This is a genomic window from Rhizorhabdus sp. GW822-FHT03C02, assembly GCF_058801765.1.
Genome location: NZ_JBXANN010000001.1, coordinates 553,136 through 574,017, shown reverse-complemented (window position 1 = coordinate 574,017; position 20,882 = coordinate 553,136). Strand labels below are relative to the sequence as shown.

13 protein-coding genes are annotated in these 20,882 nt (G+C 65.2%); 5 read left to right on the top strand and 8 right to left on the bottom strand.

Annotation, left to right across the window (positions count from 1 at the left end):
- Positions 1 to 114: 114 nt before the first annotated feature.
- On the top strand, positions 115 to 5,550 hold the full coding sequence (locus AC1RM6_RS02580) for a hypothetical protein (RefSeq protein WP_493098028.1): 5,436 nt from the start codon (positions 115 to 117) through the stop codon (positions 5,548 to 5,550).
- 125 nt (positions 5,551 to 5,675) lie between these two features.
- On the opposite strand, the gene AC1RM6_RS02575 is transcribed toward AC1RM6_RS02580, so the two are convergent.
- Positions 5,676 to 8,489, bottom strand: coding sequence for a TonB-dependent receptor (locus AC1RM6_RS02575; RefSeq protein ID WP_493098027.1), 2,814 nt, complete (start codon positions 8,487 to 8,489; stop codon positions 5,676 to 5,678).
- A gap of 164 nt (positions 8,490 to 8,653) precedes the next feature.
- On the opposite strand from AC1RM6_RS02575, the gene AC1RM6_RS02570 reads away from it, so the two are divergent.
- Positions 8,654 to 9,736, top strand: coding sequence for a phytase (locus tag AC1RM6_RS02570; protein ID WP_493098026.1), 1,083 nt, complete (start codon positions 8,654 to 8,656; stop codon positions 9,734 to 9,736).
- A gap of 79 nt (positions 9,737 to 9,815) precedes the next feature.
- Here AC1RM6_RS02570 and AC1RM6_RS02565 read toward each other — a convergent pair whose 3' ends face one another.
- Genes AC1RM6_RS02565 through AC1RM6_RS02540 form a run of 6 tightly spaced genes read right to left on the bottom strand, consistent with a single transcriptional unit; the run spans position 9,816 to position 14,619 of the window.
- Positions 9,816 to 10,223, bottom strand: a complete 408-nt coding sequence (locus AC1RM6_RS02565) for a YybH family protein (protein ID WP_493098025.1) — start codon at positions 10,221 to 10,223, stop codon at positions 9,816 to 9,818.
- Positions 10,224 to 10,247: 24 nt separating this feature from the next.
- On the bottom strand, positions 10,248 to 11,039 hold the full coding sequence (locus AC1RM6_RS02560) for a MetQ/NlpA family ABC transporter substrate-binding protein (protein ID WP_493098024.1): 792 nt from the start codon (positions 11,037 to 11,039) through the stop codon (positions 10,248 to 10,250).
- A 7-nt stretch (positions 11,040 to 11,046) separates the two neighbouring features.
- Entirely contained in the window at positions 11,047 to 11,709 is a 663-nt protein-coding gene (locus AC1RM6_RS02555) for a methionine ABC transporter permease (protein WP_493098023.1), read from the bottom strand.
- Entirely contained in the window at positions 11,706 to 12,686 is a 981-nt protein-coding gene (locus tag AC1RM6_RS02550; RefSeq protein ID WP_493098022.1) for a methionine ABC transporter ATP-binding protein, read from the bottom strand. Before AC1RM6_RS02550 ends, AC1RM6_RS02555 begins: the two co-directional genes overlap by 4 nt.
- Positions 12,683 to 13,696 (bottom strand): LLM class flavin-dependent oxidoreductase, encoded by a 1,014-nt coding sequence (locus AC1RM6_RS02545; protein ID WP_493098021.1) that lies wholly within the window; start codon positions 13,694 to 13,696, stop codon positions 12,683 to 12,685. The genes AC1RM6_RS02550 and AC1RM6_RS02545 overlap by 4 nt, the downstream gene beginning before the upstream one ends.
- The gene (locus tag AC1RM6_RS02540) at positions 13,693 to 14,619 is read right to left on the bottom strand and encodes an ATP-grasp domain-containing protein (RefSeq protein ID WP_493098020.1); all 927 of its coding nucleotides are present in this window, start codon (positions 14,617 to 14,619) and stop codon (positions 13,693 to 13,695) included. The genes AC1RM6_RS02545 and AC1RM6_RS02540 overlap by 4 nt, the downstream gene beginning before the upstream one ends.
- A gap of 139 nt (positions 14,620 to 14,758) precedes the next feature.
- Between AC1RM6_RS02540 and AC1RM6_RS02535 the strand changes: the two genes are divergently transcribed.
- The 3 genes from AC1RM6_RS02535 to AC1RM6_RS02525 are packed head-to-tail and all read left to right on the top strand — an operon-like array spanning position 14,759 to position 17,933.
- On the top strand, positions 14,759 to 16,702 hold the full coding sequence (locus AC1RM6_RS02535) for a TadE/TadG family type IV pilus assembly protein (protein WP_493098019.1): 1,944 nt from the start codon (positions 14,759 to 14,761) through the stop codon (positions 16,700 to 16,702).
- Between the two features lie 2 nt (positions 16,703 to 16,704).
- Positions 16,705 to 17,289, top strand: a complete 585-nt coding sequence (locus AC1RM6_RS02530; protein WP_493098018.1) for a TadE/TadG family type IV pilus assembly protein — start codon at positions 16,705 to 16,707, stop codon at positions 17,287 to 17,289.
- A complete protein-coding gene (locus AC1RM6_RS02525; protein WP_493098017.1) occupies positions 17,289 to 17,933 on the top strand; it encodes a TadE/TadG family type IV pilus assembly protein in 645 nt (214 codons plus the stop codon). The genes AC1RM6_RS02530 and AC1RM6_RS02525 overlap by 1 nt, the downstream gene beginning before the upstream one ends.
- Before the next feature lie 81 nt (positions 17,934 to 18,014).
- On the opposite strand, the gene AC1RM6_RS02520 is transcribed toward AC1RM6_RS02525, so the two are convergent.
- The gene (locus AC1RM6_RS02520; protein WP_493098016.1) at positions 18,015 to 20,708 is read right to left on the bottom strand and encodes a TonB-dependent receptor; all 2,694 of its coding nucleotides are present in this window, start codon (positions 20,706 to 20,708) and stop codon (positions 18,015 to 18,017) included.
- Between the last annotated feature and the right edge of the window lie 174 nt (positions 20,709 to 20,882).

The following is a 20,882-nucleotide window of genomic DNA, read 5'->3' as shown; positions in this document are numbered from 1 at the left end:
GATATGTGACAATTTGGCGATTGGTCCATAATGGGCAGTAATCCGCCAAATCTCGCTTGCCGACAGGCTGCTCTCAATAGATGCTCTCCCGGACAGAATGGCGGGAGCGAGATCATGGGCACGATCAATGGAACCGCCGGCAACGACATATTGATAAGTACGGCGGGCGACGACGTCCTGGACGGCGGCGGCGGTCTCGACACGGTGAGCTATGTCGATGCCGTCGGCGGCATCACCCTGTCGCTCGCGCTGACCGAGCCGCAATATACGGGCGGCGCCGGCTGGGACGCGCTGATCTCGATCGAGAACGTCACCGGTTCGGCCTTCGGCGACTTGCTGAGCGGTGACGCCGGGGACAATATCCTCGCCGGCGGAGCCGGCAACGACGTGCTCGACGGCGGCGCGGGCGACGATCTGATCATCGGCGGCGCCGGCAACGACATGCTGATCGGCGGCGACGGCAACGATACCGCCTCTTATGCCGATGCGGTCAGCGGCGTGAGGCTTTCGCTGGCAGTGGCCACCCCGCAGGCCACCATCGGCGGCGGTACCGATACGCTGTCGGGCTTCGAGAATCTGATCGGGTCGGACTTCGGCGACACGCTGACCGGCAACGCCAATGCCAACATCCTGCGCGGCGGTGCAGGAAACGACACTCTCGACGGCGGCGACGGTAACGACGTGCTGATGGGCGGCGCAGGCAGCGACAAGCTGGTCGGCGGGGGCGGCTTCGATACCGCCAGCTATGCCGAGGCGACGGCCGGGGTCACCGTATCGCTGGACCTGGTCACGGTACAGAATACCCGCGGGGCCGGTAATGATCTGCTGGACGGGATCGAGTTTCTGGTCGGATCGGGCTTCGACGACACGCTGACCGGTGACGACAACTATAATGAGATCTTCGGCGGCGAGGGTAACGACATCATCATCGCCGGGATGGGCCACGACATACTCGATGGCGGCGCCGGCATCGACACGGTCAGCTTTGCCAGCGCATATGTGGGCGTCACCATCTCGCTGGCGTTGACGTGGCAGAACACGCCCGCGCCCCAAGACGCCAAACTGACCGGCTTTGAAAATCTGATCGGATCGCGCTTTGCCGACATCTTGTCCGGCGACGGCGGCGACAACCGGATCGACGGCGGCGCGGGGATCGACACGCTGAGCTATGCCGCAGCCACCGGCGGGGTAAAAGTGTCGCTGGGTATCACGAAGGCCCAGAACACGCTCGGCGCGGGGATCGACACGATCCTGGGCTTCGAGAATCTGACCGGGTCGGACTTCGGCGACACGCTGACCGGCGATGCCGGCGACAACATCCTCAAGAGCGGCGCCGGCAACGATAATCTCGACGGTGGCGACGGCAACGATCTATTGCTCGGCGGCGCGGGCAGCAACACGCTGATCGGCGGCGCCGGGATCGACACCGCCTCCTATGCGGATGCGACCGCCGGGGTGTCGGTGTCGCTGGCGCTGACCGCGGCGCAGGATACCGGTGGCGGCAGCGACACGCTGTCGGAGATCGAGAATCTCACCGGCTCGGCGTTCAACGACATGCTCAGCGGCGATGACGGGACGAACGTCATCGACGGCGGCGCAGGCGACGATCTGATCCTCGGCGGGGCGGGCGACGACCTGCTGACCGGCGGAACCGGCAACGACACCGCCTCCTATGCCGATGCGGTCAGCGGCGTGAAGATCTCGCTGACGATCGCCGGCGCGCAGGCGACTGGCGGCGGCGACACCGACACGCTGTCCGGCTTCGAGAATCTGATCGGTTCGGGGTTCGGCGACACGCTGACCGGCGACGCCGGCGCCAACATCCTCAAGGGCGGCGACGGCAACGACAATCTCGCCGGCGGCGACGGAAACGACCTGCTGGTCGGCGGCGCCGGCAGCGACAAGCTGGTCGGCGGCAGTGGGATCGACACCGCCAGCTATGAGGATGCGACCGCGGGGGTCACCGTGTCGCTGGCGGTCACCACCGTCCAGGCCACCGGTGGCGGCGGCAACGACACGCTGTCGACGATCGAGAATCTCGCCGGCTCGGCGTTCGCCGACATACTCAGCGGCGACGCCGGGGCGAACGTCATCGACGGCGGCACGGGTGACGACCTGATCATCGGCGGGGCGGGCGACGACCTGCTGATCGGCGGCGACGGCAACGACACCGCCTCTTATGCCGATGCGGTCAGCGGGGTGAAGCTCTCGCTCGCGGTCGACCGGTCGCAGGCCACGGTCGGCGGCGGTACCGACACCCTGTCGGGCTTCGAGAATCTGATCGGTTCGGGCTTCGGCGACACGCTGACCGGTGACGAATACAACAATGTCCTGAACGGCGGCGCCGGCAACGACAATCTCTTCGGCGGTGAGGGCGACGACACGCTCATCGGCGGCACGGGCAGCGACAAGCTCAACGGCGAGCTCGGCCTCGACACCGTCAGCTACGAGGATGCGACCGCGGGGGTAACCGTGTCGCTCGCGATCGCGACGATGCAGATCACCGGCGGCGGTGGCAACGACACGCTATCGGGCATCGAAAACCTCACCGGCTCGGCGTTCAACGACATGTTGAGCGGCGATGCCGGCAACAATGTCATCGATGGCGGCGACGGCGACGACTTGATCATCGGCGGGGCCGGCAACGACCATCTGGTCGGCGGCGACGGCAACGACACCGCTTCCTATGCCGATGCGATCAGCGGGGTGAAGCTCTCGCTCGCGGTCGACCAGTCGCAGGCCACGGTCGGCGGCGGCACGGACACATTGTCGGGCTTCGAAAATCTGATCGGTTCGGGCTTCGGCGACACGCTGACCGGTGACGGCAATGCCAATATTCTCAGGGGCGGTGCCGGCAACGACAATCTCGACGGCGGTGCCGGCGACGATCTGCTGATCGGTGGCACGGGCAGCGACAAGCTGATCGGCGGCAGCGGGATCGACGCCGCGAGCTATGAGGATGCGACCGCGGGCGTCACGGTGTCGCTGGCGGTGACGACGGTCCAGATCACCGGCGGAGGCGGCAATGACACGCTGTCGGGGATCGAGAAACTCGTCGGATCGGGCTTCGACGACCGTCTGACCGGCGATGCCGGCGACAATGACATCAAGGGCGGTGCGGGCAACGACATCGTCGTCGGCGGGCTCGGCGACGACCTGCTCGACGGCGGTGCCGGCATCGACACGGTCAGCTATGCCGGCACGTCGGCGGGAGTCACCGTCTCGCTGGCGCTGACCGGATCGCAGAACACCGTTTCGGCCGGCAGCGACCGGCTGACCGGCTTCGAGAATCTGATCGGATCGAGCTTCGCCGACATGCTGACCGGCGACGGCGGCGCGAACCGGATCGAAGGCCGGAACGGCAACGACCGGTTGAACGGCGCCGGTGGCGACGACGTCATCCTCGGCGGTGGCGGTAACGACATTCTCGATGGCGGCACCGGAATCGACACGCTGTCCTATGCCGATGAAGCCGCGGGCATTACCATATCGCTCGCGATCGCGACGGCCCAGATAACCGGCGGTGCCGGCACCGACACGGTCTCGGGATTCGAGAATCTCACCGGATCGGCCTTTGCCGACAGGCTGACCGGCGATGCCGGTGCCAATGTCATCGATGGTGGCGACGGCGACGATCTGATCGCCGGCGGCGCGGGCAATGACGTGCTGATCGGCGGCGACGGCAACGACACCGCCTCCTATGCCGATGCCACCAACGGGGTGCGGGTGTCACTGCTGCTTGCGGCCGCGCAGAACACGGGAGGTGGCGGGGTCGACACGCTGGCCGGGATCGAAAATCTGATCGGCACGAACTTCGGCGACACGCTGACCGGCGACGCCGCCGCCAACATCCTCAAGGGCGGCGCCGGCAACGACAATCTCGATGGCGGCGATGGCGACGACTATCTGGTCGGCGGCGCGGGCAGCGACAGCCTGATCGGCGGGCTCGGCATCGACACGGTCAGCTATGAGGATGCCGGCCTCGGCGTCACCGTGTCGCTCGCCTCGACCGCGCTCCAGAACACCGGCGGTAGCGGCAACGACACGCTGTCGGGCTTCGAGCGGCTGATCGGGTCCTTCTTCGACGACCGGCTGACCGGCGACGATGGCGACAATCTCCTGGCGGGCGGCTGGGGTAACGACATCCTCGCCGGCGGGCTCGGCAACAATGTCCTCGACGGCGGCGACGGTATCGACATCGCCTCCTATGCCACCGCCACCCAGGGGATCCGGGTCACTCTCGGCACCACCAGCCTGCAGGTCGTCCAAGGGGTCGGCAAGGACCAACTCATCGCCATCGAGGGGATCGAAGGATCGGCATTCGGCGACATCGTCAACGGCAGCGCCGCCGACGAGCGTTTTTACGGCCGCGACGGCAACGACACGATCCATGCCGGCGACGGCAACGACTTGCTCGTCGGCGGCGCGGGCAGCGACATCCTCGATGGCGGTGCCGGCATCGACACCGCCAGCTATGAGGACGCCACTGCGGCGGTGAAGGTCGATCTGTCGATCACCACCGTCCAGAACACCGGCGGTGGCGGCAATGACATGTTGTCGGGGATCGAGAACCTGACCGGGTCCAACTATAAGGACGTGCTGACCGGCGACGCCGGCAACAACAGCATCGTCGGCGGGGCTGGCGACGACTTCATCAGCGGCGGCCTGGGCGACGACAATCTCTATGGCGGCGAAGGCATCGATACGCTGAGCTATGCCGACGCGTCGGGTGGGATCACCCTGTCGCTGCCATATGTCTTCGGGCAGAACACCGGCTCGGCCGGCTTCGATATCACGATCGGCTTCGAGAATCTGATCGGCTCGGCCTTTGCCGACATACTCGCCGGCGACAATGGCGCGAACCGGATCGAGGGCGGCGCGGGCGACGATCAGTTGAGCGCGGCCGGCGGCGACGATATCGTGCTTGGCGGATTGGGCGACGACCTGCTCGACGGCGGCGCGGGGATCGACACCCTGTCCTATGAGGATGCGACCGCAGGCGTCACCGTCTCGCTCGCGCTATCCGGCGCCCAGGCCACCGGCGCCGCCGGCACCGACAGCGTCACCGGCTTCGAGAATCTCACCGGCTCGGCCTTTGCCGACCTGCTGTCGGGCGACCAGCTTGCCAACACCCTGTCGGGCGGCGCCGGCAACGACACGCTCTCGGGCGGCGATGGCAACGATCTGCTGCTCGGCGGCAACGGCATCGACATATTGGTCGGCGGGGCCGGTATCGACACGCTGACCGGCGGCGCCAGCGGCGACCGTTTCGTCTTCGCCGTCGCCGGCGACAGCGCGTTCGGCCAGGCCGACATCATCACCGATTTCAGCCATGCGCAGAAGGACAGGATCGACCTCGGCGCGCTGTTCGACGGCCAGTTCGGCTTTATCGGGGCGAGCGCCTTCACCGGTCATGCCGGCGAACTCCGCTTCGAGACGAGCGGGACCGATCTGCTGGTCAGCGGCGACATCGACGGCAACGGCCTGGCCGATTTCGCGATCAGGCTCGTCGGCGTCGCCACGGTCGACGCCACCGACTTCATCCTCTGAGCCCACCCCACCCTTCACGGAGGTGACGGGCAAACAAAAAGGACGGGCGACCGCGATGCGGCGCCCGTCCGGGGGATTTGGCTGCGCCACGATACGCCCCGTTCGGGGCGCATCGTGCGCGAGGATCAGAAGTTGAAGCGGAAACCACCCGAATAGCGGCGGCCGAAGCGCTCCCATTCGATCGTCTGGCTGGTGATGCTCTTGGTCGGGGTACCGGTCGCGGTCAGCAGGCCGGAGGGGTCGGAGAAGCGGCGGCCCGGATGGTTGAGCAGGTTCGACGCATCGAAATAGACCTCGATATTCCGGGTGATCGCATAGCGCGCCGAGAAATCGAGTTCGTCGTCCGAGTCCCAATAGGTATCGCCGGCATCCACAAGCGTATCGGCGATGGTGTCGAGCCACTTGCTGCGGTTCTGATATTGCAGGCGCAGCGACAGGCCATATTTCTCGTAATAGGCACCGATATTATAAACATAGTCCGAGGTTCCGGGGAGCCGGACCTTGCGCGCCGGGATGGCGCCCGACAGCGGCTTGGTGACCTTGCTGTCGTTGAGCGTCAGGTTCGCCGAGATGCCGAAGCCACCCATGAATTCGGGCAGGCCGAGATTTTCGGTCCAGGGCTCGAGCTGCAGCTGGGCCGCCGCCTCCATACCGAAGACGCGGCCGTCGCCGCCATTGGTGATACCGGTGAAGATATAGGTCGAGCGATCGACCCCGCCATAATTGAGCGCATCGGAATTGAAGGTGCGCGACTGGTTGTACAGCACGTCCTTCACCTTCTTGTAGAAGACGCCAACCATCAGATAGCCCTGCGGGCGCATATACCATTCGAAATAGCCGTCGAGGCCATACGCACGTTCGGGCTTCACCTGGGGATTGCCGCCGGAGATGGTGCCTTCGCCAAGATCGCTGACCAGAAAATTCGGGCGAAGCTGGTCATAATCCGCGCGCGCCGCGCCGCTGTTGAACGACAGTCGTAGCTTCTTGGTGTCGTCGAGATTATAGTTGATGTGCAGGCTGGGAAAGGCGAGCGTCTGTTCGGCCTTGGCGGTGACCGGTGCCGCCAACGAGGTGCCCGCATTCACTACCGCAGTGCCTCGGTTCTTGAGATGTTCGACACGCACGCCGCCGATCACCGAGCCCCAGTCGTAACGCAGCGTACCCATCGCGAAACCGGCAAAGACCTGTTCACGCACATCATAATTATTGCCCGGGATGGACGCGAAGGCGAAGTTCGCCTTGGCGGCATCTGAGGCCGCGCGCATTTTGGCGATGTCGAAATAACGGAAGCTGTACCCCAGCGGAATTTTTCCGAGAAACTTCTGGTCGGTCGAGAATGCGTTATAATCGCTCGGGAGCCCGACCGCCGCAAACTGCGCCGCGGTATTCAGGACGATATTCTTCTCGTCGGCGATCTTGGTGCGCTGGTCGAACTGCAACCCGACCTTGAAGGTGGCTTCGCCGCCCAGCATCTCGGCCTTGTGGGCCAGCACCAGCTTGCCGGTATAGGCCTTGGTGGTGTCGACGGCATCGAGCACGGTGAAGGACGACAGCGGCTTGGTGAAGCTGTCGACCGCGGTGACCGCATCGCCGGCCTGGAAACGGGTCGGGCTGGCGAGCTGGAGCGTGCGGAACAGGGTCAGGCTCGACCGGTTCGGATCGGAGAAGTCATAGGTGACGGTCGGGCGCAGGTTGCGGGTCGACGGGCTGTCCCAGGTCGCCTCGCCGACCACCGAGCGGTCGTCCTTCGATTCGGTATAGTTGCCCACCCACGACAATTTCCAGGCGCCGTCGCCGAAGCTGTGATCGCCGGCCAGCGTGTTGGTGAAGACCGACTGGCGGAAGGCGCGCAAGGTCGAGCGCTGGCGGATGTCGATGCCGTAGACCGTCCCCTTTTGCGGCGTATTGCCGATGCAGACATCGGCATAGCCCGAATTGGTCGGCGTCGGATTGGGCGCGATCGTGCAGGCGGCGCTGTTGGCGACCTGATCATTCTGACGATCGTCGAGGTCGAAGCGATAATTGTCGCGCGCCTCGTCGTCGGTGAAGATGGTGTAGATCGAGCGCAGCGAGATCGTGTTGTCGTCGTCGGGCTTCCAGTCGAGCCGGCCGGAGACCGACCAGTTCTTGCGGGTCAGCCGATAGAGCTTGTTTTCGGCCTCATGCGCCCAGAAGCGGGTGGCGTTGCCGGGGCGGGCGTCCTGCGGAATCACCGGTTCATAGTCGGTCTCGAAATTGTCGGTGACCATGTTGCGTTCGTAATAGCTGCCCGACAGCAGCACGCCGATCTCACCCTCGCCCGCCTTGAAGCGGTCGGCGACGATGAGGTTGCCCTCATATTCCTTGCGGTCGCCGAGTTCGGCGAAGCCCAGGCCGCCCTTGCCGGCGATATGGAAGCCTTTGTAGTCGAACGCCGAGCGGGTGATGACGTTGACGTTGCCGGCAACGGTCTCGCCCGGCATGTCGGGGGTCACCGCCTTCGACACCAGGATCTGGCCGGCAATCGCCGACGGAATCGAATCGAAGCGGGCATCGCGGCCTTCGGGGCTCACCACGTTGATGCCGTCGAACGACAGGGTGGTCCAGGTCTTGGGCGCGCCGCGCAGGTTGATGTAGCGTGCCTGCCCCTGGTCGCGCTCGACGCTGACGCCCGGCAGCCGGCTGGTGGCCTGGGCGATGTTCTGATCGGGCAGACGACCGACCGCATCCGACGCGGCGACCGCGACCAACGAATCCGAGTTGCGCTGGATCTGAAGTGCGGCAGCCTCGGACTCGGCGATCGGGCGGGTCCCCGAAACGACGATCTCGCCGTCGTCGGCTCCGGCATCGGCGGGCGCGAGTTGCTGGGCCTGCGCACTGGCGGCCGCCATCGCGGTCGTCGCAAGCAACGCGCCGACGGCACGCGCCACGGCATTCCGCCGCGCGGATGGACTGGTCATATCGATTTTCCCCTTTTTCTGCCGCTTATCGCGGCGATCCGGGGCGAGTATCGACCGTGCGCGAATGTTAGATGACTCCAAACTTACAATAAGGTTACATCCCGAACCGTCACATAACTGTCATCGGTTCACCCCAAAGGCAGCGCCACAACAGGGGGAATCACATGACGATCATCCGCGCGACCGCAGTGTCGCTGACCATTTCGGCGGCGCTCCTGACGCTGCCGGGTTGCGCGGCGCGCGAGTCGACCGCCGAGCAACGCATCGCCGCCTCCGCTGCCGCCGTCGCCCTGACCGCGCGCGGACAGACCGAGCCGGTCGGCACCGCCAATGCCGATGCGGCCGACGATCCCGCGATCTGGCGCAATCGCGCCGATCCCGCCGCGAGCCTGATCGTCGGCACCGACAAGAAGGCCGGGCTCTATGTCTATGGCCTCGACGGCAGGATCCGCGATTTTCACGATGCCGGTCGCGTCAACAATGTCGACCTGGTCGACGATGTGACGATCGCTGGCCGGCCGGGCCTGCTGGTGGTCGCGAGCGACCGCAACGATGTCGCCAACGCCAAGCTCGCGCTGTTCCGCCTCGATACGACAACCGCCAGGCTGATCTCGCTCGGCACGGTCGGTGCGGGAAGCGGCGAAGCTTATGGCATCTGCCTCTATCGCGACGCGACCGGTCTCTATGCCTTTGCGGTGCTCAAGGATGGCACGATCAACCAGGTGGCGCTCGACGTTACGGGCGCCACCCCCAACGGCAGGATCGTGCGAACGATGAAACTCGCCACCCAGTCCGAAGGCTGTGCCGCCGACAGCCGGACGGGACGCCTCTATGTCGCCGAGGAGGATGTCGGCCTGTGGCGCTTCGACGCCCGCGCCGATGCCCCGGTCACCGCGACGAAGGTCGGCGCGGCCGACGGCAAGACGCTGGTCGCCGATGCCGAGGGGGTCGCGATCGCCCCGATCGGCGCGCGCGGCGGCTATGTGCTGGTGTCGAGCCAGGGCGACAATGCCTATAGCGTCTACGGCATCGCCGACGACCGCTATGTCGGCCGCTTCCGTGTCGCCGCCGGCAAGGTCGGCGCGACCGAGGAGACCGACGGCATCGACCTGGTGCTGGGCGATTTCGGTCCTGATTATCCGGGCGGGCTGTTCGTGGCGCAGGACGGCCAGAACGGCGCCGGCGCCCAGAATTTCAAACTGGTCGCATGGGGGGATATCGCGAAGGCGCTCGGCCTGCCCGACTGACGGCCGAACCACTGGTATCAGCCCGTGCGGCGCTTGAGCAAATCGATCGAGGATGCGTCAGCATCTTCGAGATCGCCTATTATGCGCCTTCGTCGAGGAATAGTGTATAGTCGCGCCGGGCGAACAGCCATGTGCCATCGGCGCGCACCAGTTCGTCGTCATAGATGCCGACAAACTTGCGGATCGACCCATCGGTGAACTTCACGATCTCGCGGCAATAGCAGCGCGCGGTCGCATGGTCGCCGTCGACCGCGATCGCGCCCGGCTCGGCGAAGAAGGCCATCCGCTCGATCCGGCGCCACAGCGCCTCCCATTGCGCGCGCAACGCCGGCTTGCCGCGGCACTCGGTGCCTGCCCAGATCCGCAGCCCGTCATTGGTCCAGCAGCCGAGATAGGCGTCGACATCGCCGCGAAAGGTCGCATCGGCGTAGATGTCCATGCGTTCGCGGATCAGCAGGCGATCCTCGATCGATCCGGTGAAGCCCATGACAGCGCCTCCCCCCGGCTACGCTCAAAAAGCCGGGATCACCGCACCCTTATATTTTGTCTCGATGAACGCCTTGGTCTCGGGACTGCGCAGCGCGGCGATCAGTTTCTGGACCTTGGGGTCGGCCGCGGCGCTTTCGGGGCCGACGACATAATTGACATAGGGGCTGTCCTTGCCTTCGATCACCAGCGCGTCCTTGGCCGGGTCGAGCTTCGCCTCGAGCGCATAGTTGGTGTTGATCATCGCCATGTCGACCTGGTCGACGACCCGCGGCAGGGTGGCGGCCTCAAGCTGCTTGAACTGATAACCGTGCGGGTTGGAGACGATGTCCTTGGGCGTGCCGAGGATCCCGGCACCGGGCGCCAGCCGGATCAGCCCGGCCTTTTCGAGCAGGATCAGCGAGCGGCCGCTGGTGCTGCCGTCATTGGGGATCGCGATCGTCGCCCCCTGCGGCAGTTGCGCCAATGTCTTCCACTTGCGCGAATAGCCGCCGAGCGGCTCGACATGGATTCCGGCGAGGGTCACCAGCTTGGTCCCGCGCGCCTTGTTGAACTCGTCGAGATAGGAGCTGGTCTGGAAATAATTGACGTCGATCTTGCCCTCGGCGACCTGGACGTCGGGCTGGACATAGTCGTTGAACACCCGGATATCGAGGTCGACCCCCTGCTTGGCGAGGATCGGCTTCACCTCCTCCAATATCTCGGCATGGGGCACCGCGGTCGCGGCGACGCTCAGGCTGGTGGCGGAGCGCTCCTCCGCCTTGTGGCAGCCGCCGAGCACGAGCAGCGCGGCGATGATCAGACCGGTCGAACGCATCTTCACCTCAACGTCGGGAAAAATGAAGGACAAGGCGGTCACCCGCCATCTGGAGAAACTGTACGAGGATCAGCAGCAACACGACCGTGACGATCATGACATCGGTCTGGAAGCGCTGATAGCCGAAACGTATCGCGAGGTCGCCCAGGCCCCCTGCCCCGACCACCCCGGCCATCGCGGTGAACGAGACCAGCGCGACCGCGGTCACCGTGGTCGCAGCGATGATCCCGGGCAATGCCTCGGGGATCAGCGCGCGCAGGATCAGGTCGCGGTTCGACGCGCCCATCGCCTGCACCGCCTCGATCGTGTCGCGGCTGACCTCGCGCAACGCGGTCTCGACCAGCCGCGCGAAGAAGGGCGCGGCGGCGACCACCAGCGGCGGAATCGCGCCGATCACCCCGAGCGAGGTGCCGACCAAAGCCACCGTCACCGGGATCATCACGATCAGCAGGATGATGAATGGCACCGAGCGCAACAGGTTGACGAGCAGCGCCAACACCCCGCTGACCGCGCGATTGGCCCAGAGCTGGCCGGGCGAGGTCAGGAACAGCAGGATGCCGAGCGGCAGGCCGAGCAGGATCGTCAGCAGCAGCGAGCCGCCGAGCATCGCCAGCGTGTCGAGCGTCGCCGCGCCGATATCGCTCCAGTCGATCGTCGAAAAATCGATCATGGCTTCACCAGCCCCATCCGCGTCAGTTCGGCGACCGCGCCATCGACGTCGCCGCCGGTCAGCCCCAGCGTGAACTGGCCGTAGCGACCCGCCTTGAGCGAGCCGACATAGCCGTCGAGCAGGATGATGTCGGTGCCGGTGGCGCGGCCGATCGCGGTAAGGAAGGGCAGCTCGCCGGTCGCACCGGTCCAGGCGATCTCGACCACCCGGCCGTCGAACCCCGCCAGCCGCGCCGCCTCGAGCCCGTCCCAGCTTTCGGCGAGCATCGCCCGGGTCTCGGCCGCCTTCGGAGCGAGGAAAATGTCGGCGACTGGCCCGGTCTCGACCACCCGGCCCTGGTGCAACACCGCGACCCGGTCGCAGACCTGGCGCACCACATCCATCTCATGGGTGATCAGCACCACCGTCAGCCCGATCTCGCGGTTGAGCCGGGCGATCAGCGCGAGGATGTCGCGGGTGGTCTCTGGGTCGAGCGCGCTGGTCGCCTCGTCGCACAGCAAGATCTTCGCGTCGCCGGCGAGCGCGCGGGCGATGCCGACCCGCTGTTTCTGACCACCCGAAAGCTGGGCGGGATATTTATGGCCATGCTCGCTCAGCCCGACCAGCGCGAGCAGTTCGGCGACCCGGGCGTCGCGCGCGGCGCGGCCGATCCCGGCGATGCGCAGCGGAAAGGCGATATTGTCGGCGACGCTCCGCGACCCGAGCAGCCCGAACTGCTGGAAGATCATGCCGATCCGCCGGCGCAGCGCGCGCAGCCGGTCGGCCGATGCCTGGCCGACATCCTCGCCGTCGACGACGACCCGGCCGCGGCTCGGCTTTTCGAGCCCGTTGATCAGCCGGATCAGGGTCGACTTGCCCGCGCCCGACCGGCCGATAATCCCGAAGATCTCGCCGGCGGCGATGGTGAGGCTCACCTCCTCGAGCGCGGCGCGGTCGGCCGACTTGTAGGATTTGCCGACATGTTCGATCGCGATCATGCGGCGATCACCTGGGCGGCGAAGCGCTCCATCTCTTCGGCCTGCGGGCTCATCTGGAGCAGCAGCAGGTCGAGGCCCACCGCCTCATATTCGGCGATTCGCTCGCGCAGCTGCTCGGGGGTGCCGACCAGATTGGGGCGCAGGCCGCGGTTCGACACCGAATATTCCTGGATCTTGAACTCGCGCTCGAGCTGGGTGCCCGACAGCCACTGGTCGAAATTGGCATAGCCCGCGGGCAGTTCGTGGACCTCGGTGATCCGCGCCAGCTCGCGCCGCGCCTCGGCCTCGCTGTCGCGGACGATCGCATAGGCCGCCATGCCGAAGCGGAGCGGCGGTCGGCCCGCGGCCTCGCGGCGCGCGCGCATGTCGGCGATCTTGGGAGCGATCGCCGAAACCGGGTCGCCATGCATGACATAGGCATCGCACTGGCGCGCGATCATCGTCTTGGCGGTGTCGCTCTCGCCGCCAGCATAGAGCAAGGGCTTGGTCGCCGGCTTTGGCGAGCAGATCGCGGCCGCGGTGCGGTAGAAACTGCCTTCGAAGCTGAACCGCTCCTCGCGCCACAACCCCTCGACGACCTCGATCCACTCGGCGGTGCGCGCATAGCGATCGTCATGCTGGTCGAAGGTCAGCCCATATTGACGGGCCTCGTCGGCCCACCAGGACGACACGACGTTGAGCGACAGCCGCCCGCCCGATATCCGGTCGATATTGGCGGCGGCCTTGGCGAACAAGGCCGGCTGATGGAAGTTCGGCCGGACCGCGACCATCAGTTCCTGGGTCCTGGTGACCGCGGCGATCGCGGCGGCGGTCGACCAGGCATCGAGCGCGGGCGCATCGACCCCCTTGATGTCGTTGAGGTTGAGCTCGGCGATCAGGGTCAGGTCGTAGCCGATCTGCTCGGCGCGGATCGCGAGGTCACGGGCATAATCCCAGCTCGCCTCCATCGCCTCGTCGGCGACGTTGCGCAGCCAGCCGCCGAACACCGGCATCCAATAGCCATATCTCATGCCCGTGATCCCACGGCACGGGCGCCCGCGATCTGCGCGACCAGCCAGTCGACCAGTTGCCCATGTGGATCGAAGCCCAGCATGTCGAGCGGGTTGGCGACGAAGTTCGACAGGCCGTTGATGTCGTAGAAGCGCGCGGTGCCGTCGCGGTCGTCGATCATATATTCGACGCCGCCGACATCGAGCCCGGCGGCCTGCGCGATCGCCTCGACCGCGGCGATCAGGTCCGGCGCGGGATCGGCCTTGCGGATCGTCACCGCCGCCTTGCCGGGCTGAACCAGGCAGGCATCGGCCGGACACAGGTCGAAGCCGCCGCCGCCATCGACCTCGATCGCATAGAGATAGCGCCCGGCGAGCGTTTCGACCCGGGTGATCGCACCACCGCGCACCGGCACATATTCCTGGACCAGAAGCACCCGGTCGATGCTGCGCGGGAGCAGATTCTCGGCCACCGCATAGGCCAGCGCCTCGCGATCGTCATAGCGGGCGATGCCGGCGCCCGATCCGCCGAGATTGGCCTTGACCACCAGCGGGAAGCGCAGCCCCTCGGCGGCCGCCGGCACGTCGGCGGCGCGGTGCACCACCCGCGTCGCCGGGGTGGCGAGACCCAGACCGTGGACCAGCGACATCTGCCGCGCCTTCGAGGCGTCGATCGCCAGCGTGTCGTTGAGGATGCGCGCGCCGCCCCGGCGCCAATGGTCGAACAGCGCGGCGGCATAGTCGATCGGATGCTCGTCGCCACGCAGGAAGCTCGACATCGCGATGCGGTTGAACACCAAAGGCGCCGGCACGCCGCGATCGGCGGGATCGAAGCTATGGCCGTCGGCGGCGATCGGCGCATAAGCGACGCCGCGCCGATCGAGTTCGGCGAACAGCGGGCGGAACCAGTCGGGATGTTCGTAGAGGATCGCAAGATCGGTCATCGCCCTGCTCTAGGCGAGGCGGCAGGGCCAGACAATCTAAGAACATCTATCCGGTAGACAAGCGCGAGCCGCCCCTCTCTGCGGCGCGATCCACCCATCCTTAACCCTTCGCCGTTAAGCGGCAGGCGAGGAGTTTTCTATGTCGCGGTCGCTGTCCACCGTCCTGCAATCGATCGGCGCGCGGCTGCGCGACGGCTGCGCACGGCTGCGGCGGGATCAGCGCGGATCGGCGATGTGGCTGATGGTGGCGGGACTGATCCCGTCGATCGGGCTGATCGGATCGGGGATCGACGCCGGCCGCATCTACATGGTCAGGACCCAGCTCCAGGCCGGGGTCGACGCCGCCGCACTCGCCGGCGCGCGCGCCTTCTCGATCTCGGGCACCGAACCCAATTCGCGCGAGAGCCAGGCGGCGGCCTATTTCAACGGCAATTTTCCGACCGGCTTCATGGGCAGCGCGACCGTCGATCTCGACCCCGAATTCCAGGTGGTGAACGGGGTCAACGTCACCACCGTCACCGCGACGACGACGATCCCGATGTCGTTCATGAAGGTCTTCGGTTTCCTGTCGCAGCCGGTGACCGCGGTCGCCAAGGCACAGCTCCAGCCGCGCCCGCTCGAGGTCATGGTGGTGCTCGACAACACCGGATCGATGAAGACCAACCTGCCCGCCGACAAATATGGCGTGGTCAAGACCCGGATGACCGCGCTCAAGGACGCGGCGAAGAGCTTCGTCGACATCCTCTATCAGGGCGGCAGCACCCGCAGCGACCTGGGCATGGGGTTCGTGATGTACGATATCACCGCCAATGTCGGAAAACTGCTGACCGCATGGAAACCGTCATCGGTGCGCCAGCTCTATGGGTTCAACGACAGCTATACCAGCGTCTATGGCGGCGGCAGCTGGCCGGCCAACCATCTGGCATGGAAGGGCTGCGTACTCGCCGACGACACCGTCAAGGACGTCAACGCGACCGCGAGCTATCATGAGACCGGCGCCTGGGACATCGACCGCACCTTGCCGGGCGAAGGGCTGCACCCGCCGGTGACACCCTATTTCGTCCCGCCGATGTGGGTTCCCAAGACCGCGGCGGGCACCACCGCGACCGCGCAGATGCCGACCCCGTCGAGCAACTATTATACGATCGCGACCAACGTCGAGCCGAACTTCAACCTCTACAAGCTCGACGCGACCTATTACGACAACATGCTCAACTACGATGCCTATAACAATAACCATGCCAGCAACCCTTATCGGCGCTGGTTCTACCAATATTATATCGGGCTCAACAATGGGGCGGCCAACGCGTCGGACGATGTGATCACCCGCACCGACGGCAGCTATTACGATCCGACCTCGAATCCGTGGAACTTCACCACGCGGACCGGAACCCCGTTCAAGATCAACTATGCGCGGATCCCGCAATTCGCGCAGTGGGCAGCCGCGCAGGAATATAGCGTCAATCCGGCCGGCGGCAGCACCAACAGCGGCAGCGCCAACCAGACGCTGCGCCCTTCGCCCAACTGGCAATGCCCCGAAGAAGCGGTGCCGGTCGCCTATGGCCGGGCGAAGAGCGCCTATTACGACGTCATCAACAACGACAATGGCGCGATCTACCCGGCGAACGGCACGCTGCACCATGCCGGGCTGCTATGGGGCTATCGGCTGCTGGTGCGCGACGATGTCTTCACCCGCACCAACCCGACCAACGAGCAGCCCAAGCGCGCGCTGGTGTTCATGACCGACGGCGAGACCGCGCTGGGGACGACCCAGAACGGCTATACCGACCGCACCTCGACCTTCTACGGCAATTATGACGATGCGCCGATCTCGGCGAGCAAGGCCAATCTGCTGACCCAGTCGATGCGCCGCTTCGCCAAGACCTGCGCCTCGCTCCAGGCCGAGGCCAATCCGCCGTCGGTCTATATCATCGCGCTGAGCAGCGACGTCGACAGCACCACGCTGAGCATGTTCGAGCAGTGCGCACCGGGCCATGTCTATCGCACCGCCGACACCGCCTCGCTCAAGGAGGCGTTCGACGCGGTCGCGACCGAACTGGTCGACCTGCACCTCGTCAAATGAGGATGGGCCTCCCTTCCCTGGCCCGCGACCTTCGCGGCGTGACGATCGTCGAATTCGCGCTGGTCGCACCCGTGGTGCTGTTCCTGATCTGCGGATCGATGGAAATCGGCCATATGATGTTCGCGCGGATGATGCTCGACGGCGCGGTGGTCGAGGCCTCGCGCCAGGCGACCGCCTCGCTCGAGACGGGGGAGGCACAGCGCACCCAGATCATGCGCGACGCGATCACCAAGGCGATGGCCCCCTTCCCGCTCGCCACCGGCCAGACGATCCAGATCACGACGACGGTCTACAAGGATTTCAACAGCGCCTCGCCCGAGACCTACACCGATTCCAACGGCAATGGCCGCTACGATCTCGGAGAGCCCTATGTCGACCGCAACCAGAACGGCCAGTGGGACGATGCGGTCGCGATCTCGGGCAGCACGCTGGGCGGGCCAGGCGACGTCGTCGGCTATACCGCGCGTTTCCCCAAGCGGATATTGTTCACCCCGATCGCGCGGATCATGGGCTTCACCACCTCGATCCCGCTGTCGGCGACCACGGTCGTGCGCAACGAGGCGGTCGTGCAGAAGGCGAGCAGTTGATGCGGCGTTCCCTTTGCGCGCTGGCTGACGATAGGAGCGGCCTCGCGCTGCTCGAATTCGCGCTGATGCTGCCCTTGTTCCTCGGCTTCGTGCTCACCGGCATCGAGTTCACCAACTATGTGTTCGCCAACAACCGGGTGCAGCGGCTGGCGACGATGACCGCCGACCTCGTCGCCCAGAGCGGCGAAGGCAGTATCGGGGTCAGCGAGGCGCAGATCTACGACCTGTTCAGCGCGATCGACCTCACCGCCAAGCCATTCAACCTGCGCAATTATGGCCGGGTGGTGATCACCGCGATCAAGGGCGTCGACACCAACAATGACGGCACGGTCGAAAACGGCATGCTGTGGCAGCGCTTCGACGGCAGCTATGTCGTGACGCCGTTGGTCGGCTGCGCGCGCACCACGACCACCGCAACCCTGCCCAACAGCCGCAAGGTGCTGCTCGGCGAGATCCTGTTCCACGTCCAGGTGACGTATAAATATCAGCCGATCTTCACCAGCGTGCCGTTCAAATGGCTGTCGCTGCCGACCGATTTCTCGCGCACCGCGATGTTCGCGGCACGCAGCAAGGACTTCCAGTCGCCGACCACCGACAGTCGCTTCCCACCGAAGAGCAACTGCACCAGCGCGACCGGCCTGTAGAGCAGAGAGCGCAAAACCAAACCGGTCACGGCCGGCGCGCACATGCGCCGGACGTGACCGGTCCTGTTTCAAACCGTCAGATCAATCGAAACGCTGGCTGAAGCGCACGCCGAAGAATTGCGGCTTGATCGTGAAGGTCCGCGACGATCCCGAACAGAAGGCGATCGAGCAGAAGGTGTTCTTGGTCAGCTCGCCGCGCTTGTCGAAGGCGTTCTGCAGGAACAGGGTGATGTTCCAGTTGTCCTTCTTGACGCCGGCCGAGAAATCGAAGCTGACGAAGCCCTTGGTGTTGCCCAGCAACGCGTTGTTCGCAACGTTGAGATCCTGGGTGGCGCCGGTCTGGTAGAGCGCCGCGCCCTGGATATAGGCATTGTAGCTGCCCATCTCGGTGTCGTAGCGGATCGAGGTCGTGCCCTTGAACTTGGGCTGGCGCGGCAGGCGGGTGCCGTCGGCGGCGGCGACCTGCGGGGTCGGCGGATTGACGTTGGCGACGAACGCACCGGCGGTGCAGCTCTTCAGCTGCGAGATTGACGACGTCGCCGCATCGAACGCGAAGTTGCAGAAGTTCCCCTTGAGTGCGGCATCGTTATAGGCGCCCGTCGTCGCGATGGTGACCTTGCCGAGCTTCAGTTCGGCATCATATTCGATGCCCTTGACTTCGGCCTTGCCGGCATTGCCGGTGATGCCCGCGCCCTGTGCGCCTGCGACCACCACGCTATACTGGATATTGTCCCACTTCTCGAGATAGATCGAGGCGTTGAAACGGAAGATGTTATTCCAGGTGGTCTTCACGCCGATTTCGAAATTGGTGAGCTTTTCGGAATCATACGCCGGAACCGTCGCGACCTTGGACACCGCGACGCCGTTGACGACGCTACGGATACGCAGCGGCCGATTGAAGCCGCCTGGCCGGAAGCCGGTCGAATAGTTGGCATAGATGTTCTTCGACGGATCGAACTGCCAGCTGAGCACGACCTTGTGGGTCTCGCCATTTTCCTTGTAGCGCCCGACCTCGTCGGCCGCGGCGAAGTTGGTGTTGAGGCACTGGAGGCGCTTGGCCGGCAGCGGCAGCGGACAGCCATAGGTCCCGGTCGGCACATAGAGCGAGGTAACGGTGTTCGCCGCCGAACCGGCGACGCCGGCGAAGCCCTTGACCGCGAAATCGGTCCAGAAATAGCGGATACCGCCGGTGAGCTTCAGGCTCGGCGTGATGTTGTAATGGCCTTCGGCGAAGATCGCCTCGTCATGATAGAGCTGATCCTGCTCGGTGATATAGAAGCCGTCCTGCTTCACCGCCGGCGAACCGACGATCATCGTACCGCCCTGCGACACCGGAATGCCGAAGCCCGCCGGATTGCTGTCGCCGCCGCCCGACATGGTGTAGCCGGCGATCTGATCGAGGCCGTGGATCGCGTAGTAGGTGTTGCTCTCCTGCTTCTGCCGCTGGTAGAATCCGCCGAGCGTAACGTCGAACGGCCAGTCCTTCGGGGTAGTCAGGCGAAGTTCCTGGGTGAACTTCTTGCGATATTGGGTCGCGTGATAATATTGAGTCGGATCGATCAGCTTGCTGCACTTCAGCGTGGCGCCCGATCCGGTGCATCCGCTCTTGTCGAAGAACTGCAGATAATTTTCATAGCCCGCGCCAAAACCGTCATAGGTGACGGTGTAATAGGTATAGTCGTTACGCAGATTGGTCTTGCGGCTGAAATAGCCGGTCGCCGACGCGATATCCCAGTCGCCGATATGGCCATGGACGCTCAGCGCCGCCTGATACCATTTGTCGTCCTGACGGGTCTTGTCATAGTCGTGGACCTCGAGGTCGCCGACCCGGGGATCATAGCCGAAATAGCCATTGGAGATCTGCCGCTGCGCGGTAATCTCCGGGGTGACCGTCCAGTCGTCGAACGGTTCCCACAGCGCCTGGAAGCGTCCGCCATATTCCTTGATCGTGTTATAGTCGTCCTTGGCGATCGCCGCGTTGTTGAGCGTATAGGAGGTCGCCGGATTATTGTCGCCGAGATTGAGGGTCGACGAGCTGCCGTCGTTGAACTTGCCGTTGTTCGGGGTGTTGTCGATATAGCCGCCGTCGCGCCGGTAATAGCCCATGGCGCGGACCGCGAGCGTCTCGCCTACCGGGATATTGGCGAAAGACTGGAACTGGCCGCCGAAATCGCCGTCGCCATATTTATTGCCCTCGAGGTCATAGCCGAATTCGGTCTTGTCGAGCTTGGGCTTGTTGCTGATGAAGCGGATCGTGCCCGCCAGCGACCCGGCACCGTACAGCGTGCCCTGCGGCCCCGCCAGCGCCTCGACGCGCTCGACGTCATAGACATGGATATCGGGAACGCCGGTGCCGGTGATCGGGATATCGTCGAGATAGTAGCCGACCGAGGCATAGTTGCCGCCGGCGGGGACGATACCGCGGAAATAGGCGGTGCTGCGGCCCGGGCCGATGCCGGCGATCGACACCGACGGCAGCAGCGCGGCGAAGTCGGACAAGCCCTTGACCTGGCGCTGCTCGAGCTTGGTCATGTCGAGCGCCTGCATCGAGATCGGCACCTTCTGGATGCTCTGTGCGCTGCGGGTCGCGGTGACGACGATTTCGCCGAGGCCGGAATCTTCGGCGGGCTGGGTCGTGGCCACGGTGTCCGCGGCAGCGGCAGGCGCCGCCGTCTGCGCGAAGGCCGGTGCGGCGAGAATCAGCGGAGTAAGGAATGTGCTCGCCCCGAGCGCGCAGATCTTGCGGGCTCCTCGCGAACGAAGATGAAAGGCCATCGGTATACCCCCTTACGCTTGTGCGCGTTGCGTCGTTGTCCTCTCCCGCGAAATCGCCCGGCTGCCGGGTCTCATGCCTTGTCGGTCATATTGTCGTCGCTCGTATCGCCCGCACGCCGTCCTCCCTGGATCGACGACAGACGAAACCCCCTGCCCGAAGGACACGTCCTTCAG

Coding starts and splice junctions, on each gene's coding strand:
- AC1RM6_RS02575 (WP_493098027.1), bottom strand. CDS start 8,489: ATGACCAGTCCATCCGCGCGGCGGAATGCCGTGGCGCGTGCCGTCGGC.
- AC1RM6_RS02545 (WP_493098021.1), bottom strand. CDS start 13,696: ATGAGATATGGCTATTGGATGCCGGTGTTCGGCGGCTGGCTGCGCAAC.
- AC1RM6_RS02550 (WP_493098022.1), bottom strand. CDS start 12,686: ATGATCGCGATCGAACATGTCGGCAAATCCTACAAGTCGGCCGACCGC.
- AC1RM6_RS02570 (WP_493098026.1), top strand. CDS start 8,654: ATGACGATCATCCGCGCGACCGCAGTGTCGCTGACCATTTCGGCGGCG.
- AC1RM6_RS02580 (WP_493098028.1), top strand. CDS start 115: ATGGGCACGATCAATGGAACCGCCGGCAACGACATATTGATAAGTACG.
- AC1RM6_RS02540 (WP_493098020.1), bottom strand. CDS start 14,619: ATGACCGATCTTGCGATCCTCTACGAACATCCCGACTGGTTCCGCCCG.
- AC1RM6_RS02555 (WP_493098023.1), bottom strand. CDS start 11,709: ATGATCGATTTTTCGACGATCGACTGGAGCGATATCGGCGCGGCGACG.
- AC1RM6_RS02565 (WP_493098025.1), bottom strand. CDS start 10,223: ATGGGCTTCACCGGATCGATCGAGGATCGCCTGCTGATCCGCGAACGC.
- AC1RM6_RS02520 (WP_493098016.1), bottom strand. CDS start 20,708: ATGGCCTTTCATCTTCGTTCGCGAGGAGCCCGCAAGATCTGCGCGCTC.
- AC1RM6_RS02560 (WP_493098024.1), bottom strand. CDS start 11,039: ATGCGTTCGACCGGTCTGATCATCGCCGCGCTGCTCGTGCTCGGCGGC.
- AC1RM6_RS02535 (WP_493098019.1), top strand. CDS start 14,759: ATGTCGCGGTCGCTGTCCACCGTCCTGCAATCGATCGGCGCGCGGCTG.
- AC1RM6_RS02530 (WP_493098018.1), top strand. CDS start 16,705: ATGGGCCTCCCTTCCCTGGCCCGCGACCTTCGCGGCGTGACGATCGTC.
- AC1RM6_RS02525 (WP_493098017.1), top strand. CDS start 17,289: ATGCGGCGTTCCCTTTGCGCGCTGGCTGACGATAGGAGCGGCCTCGCG.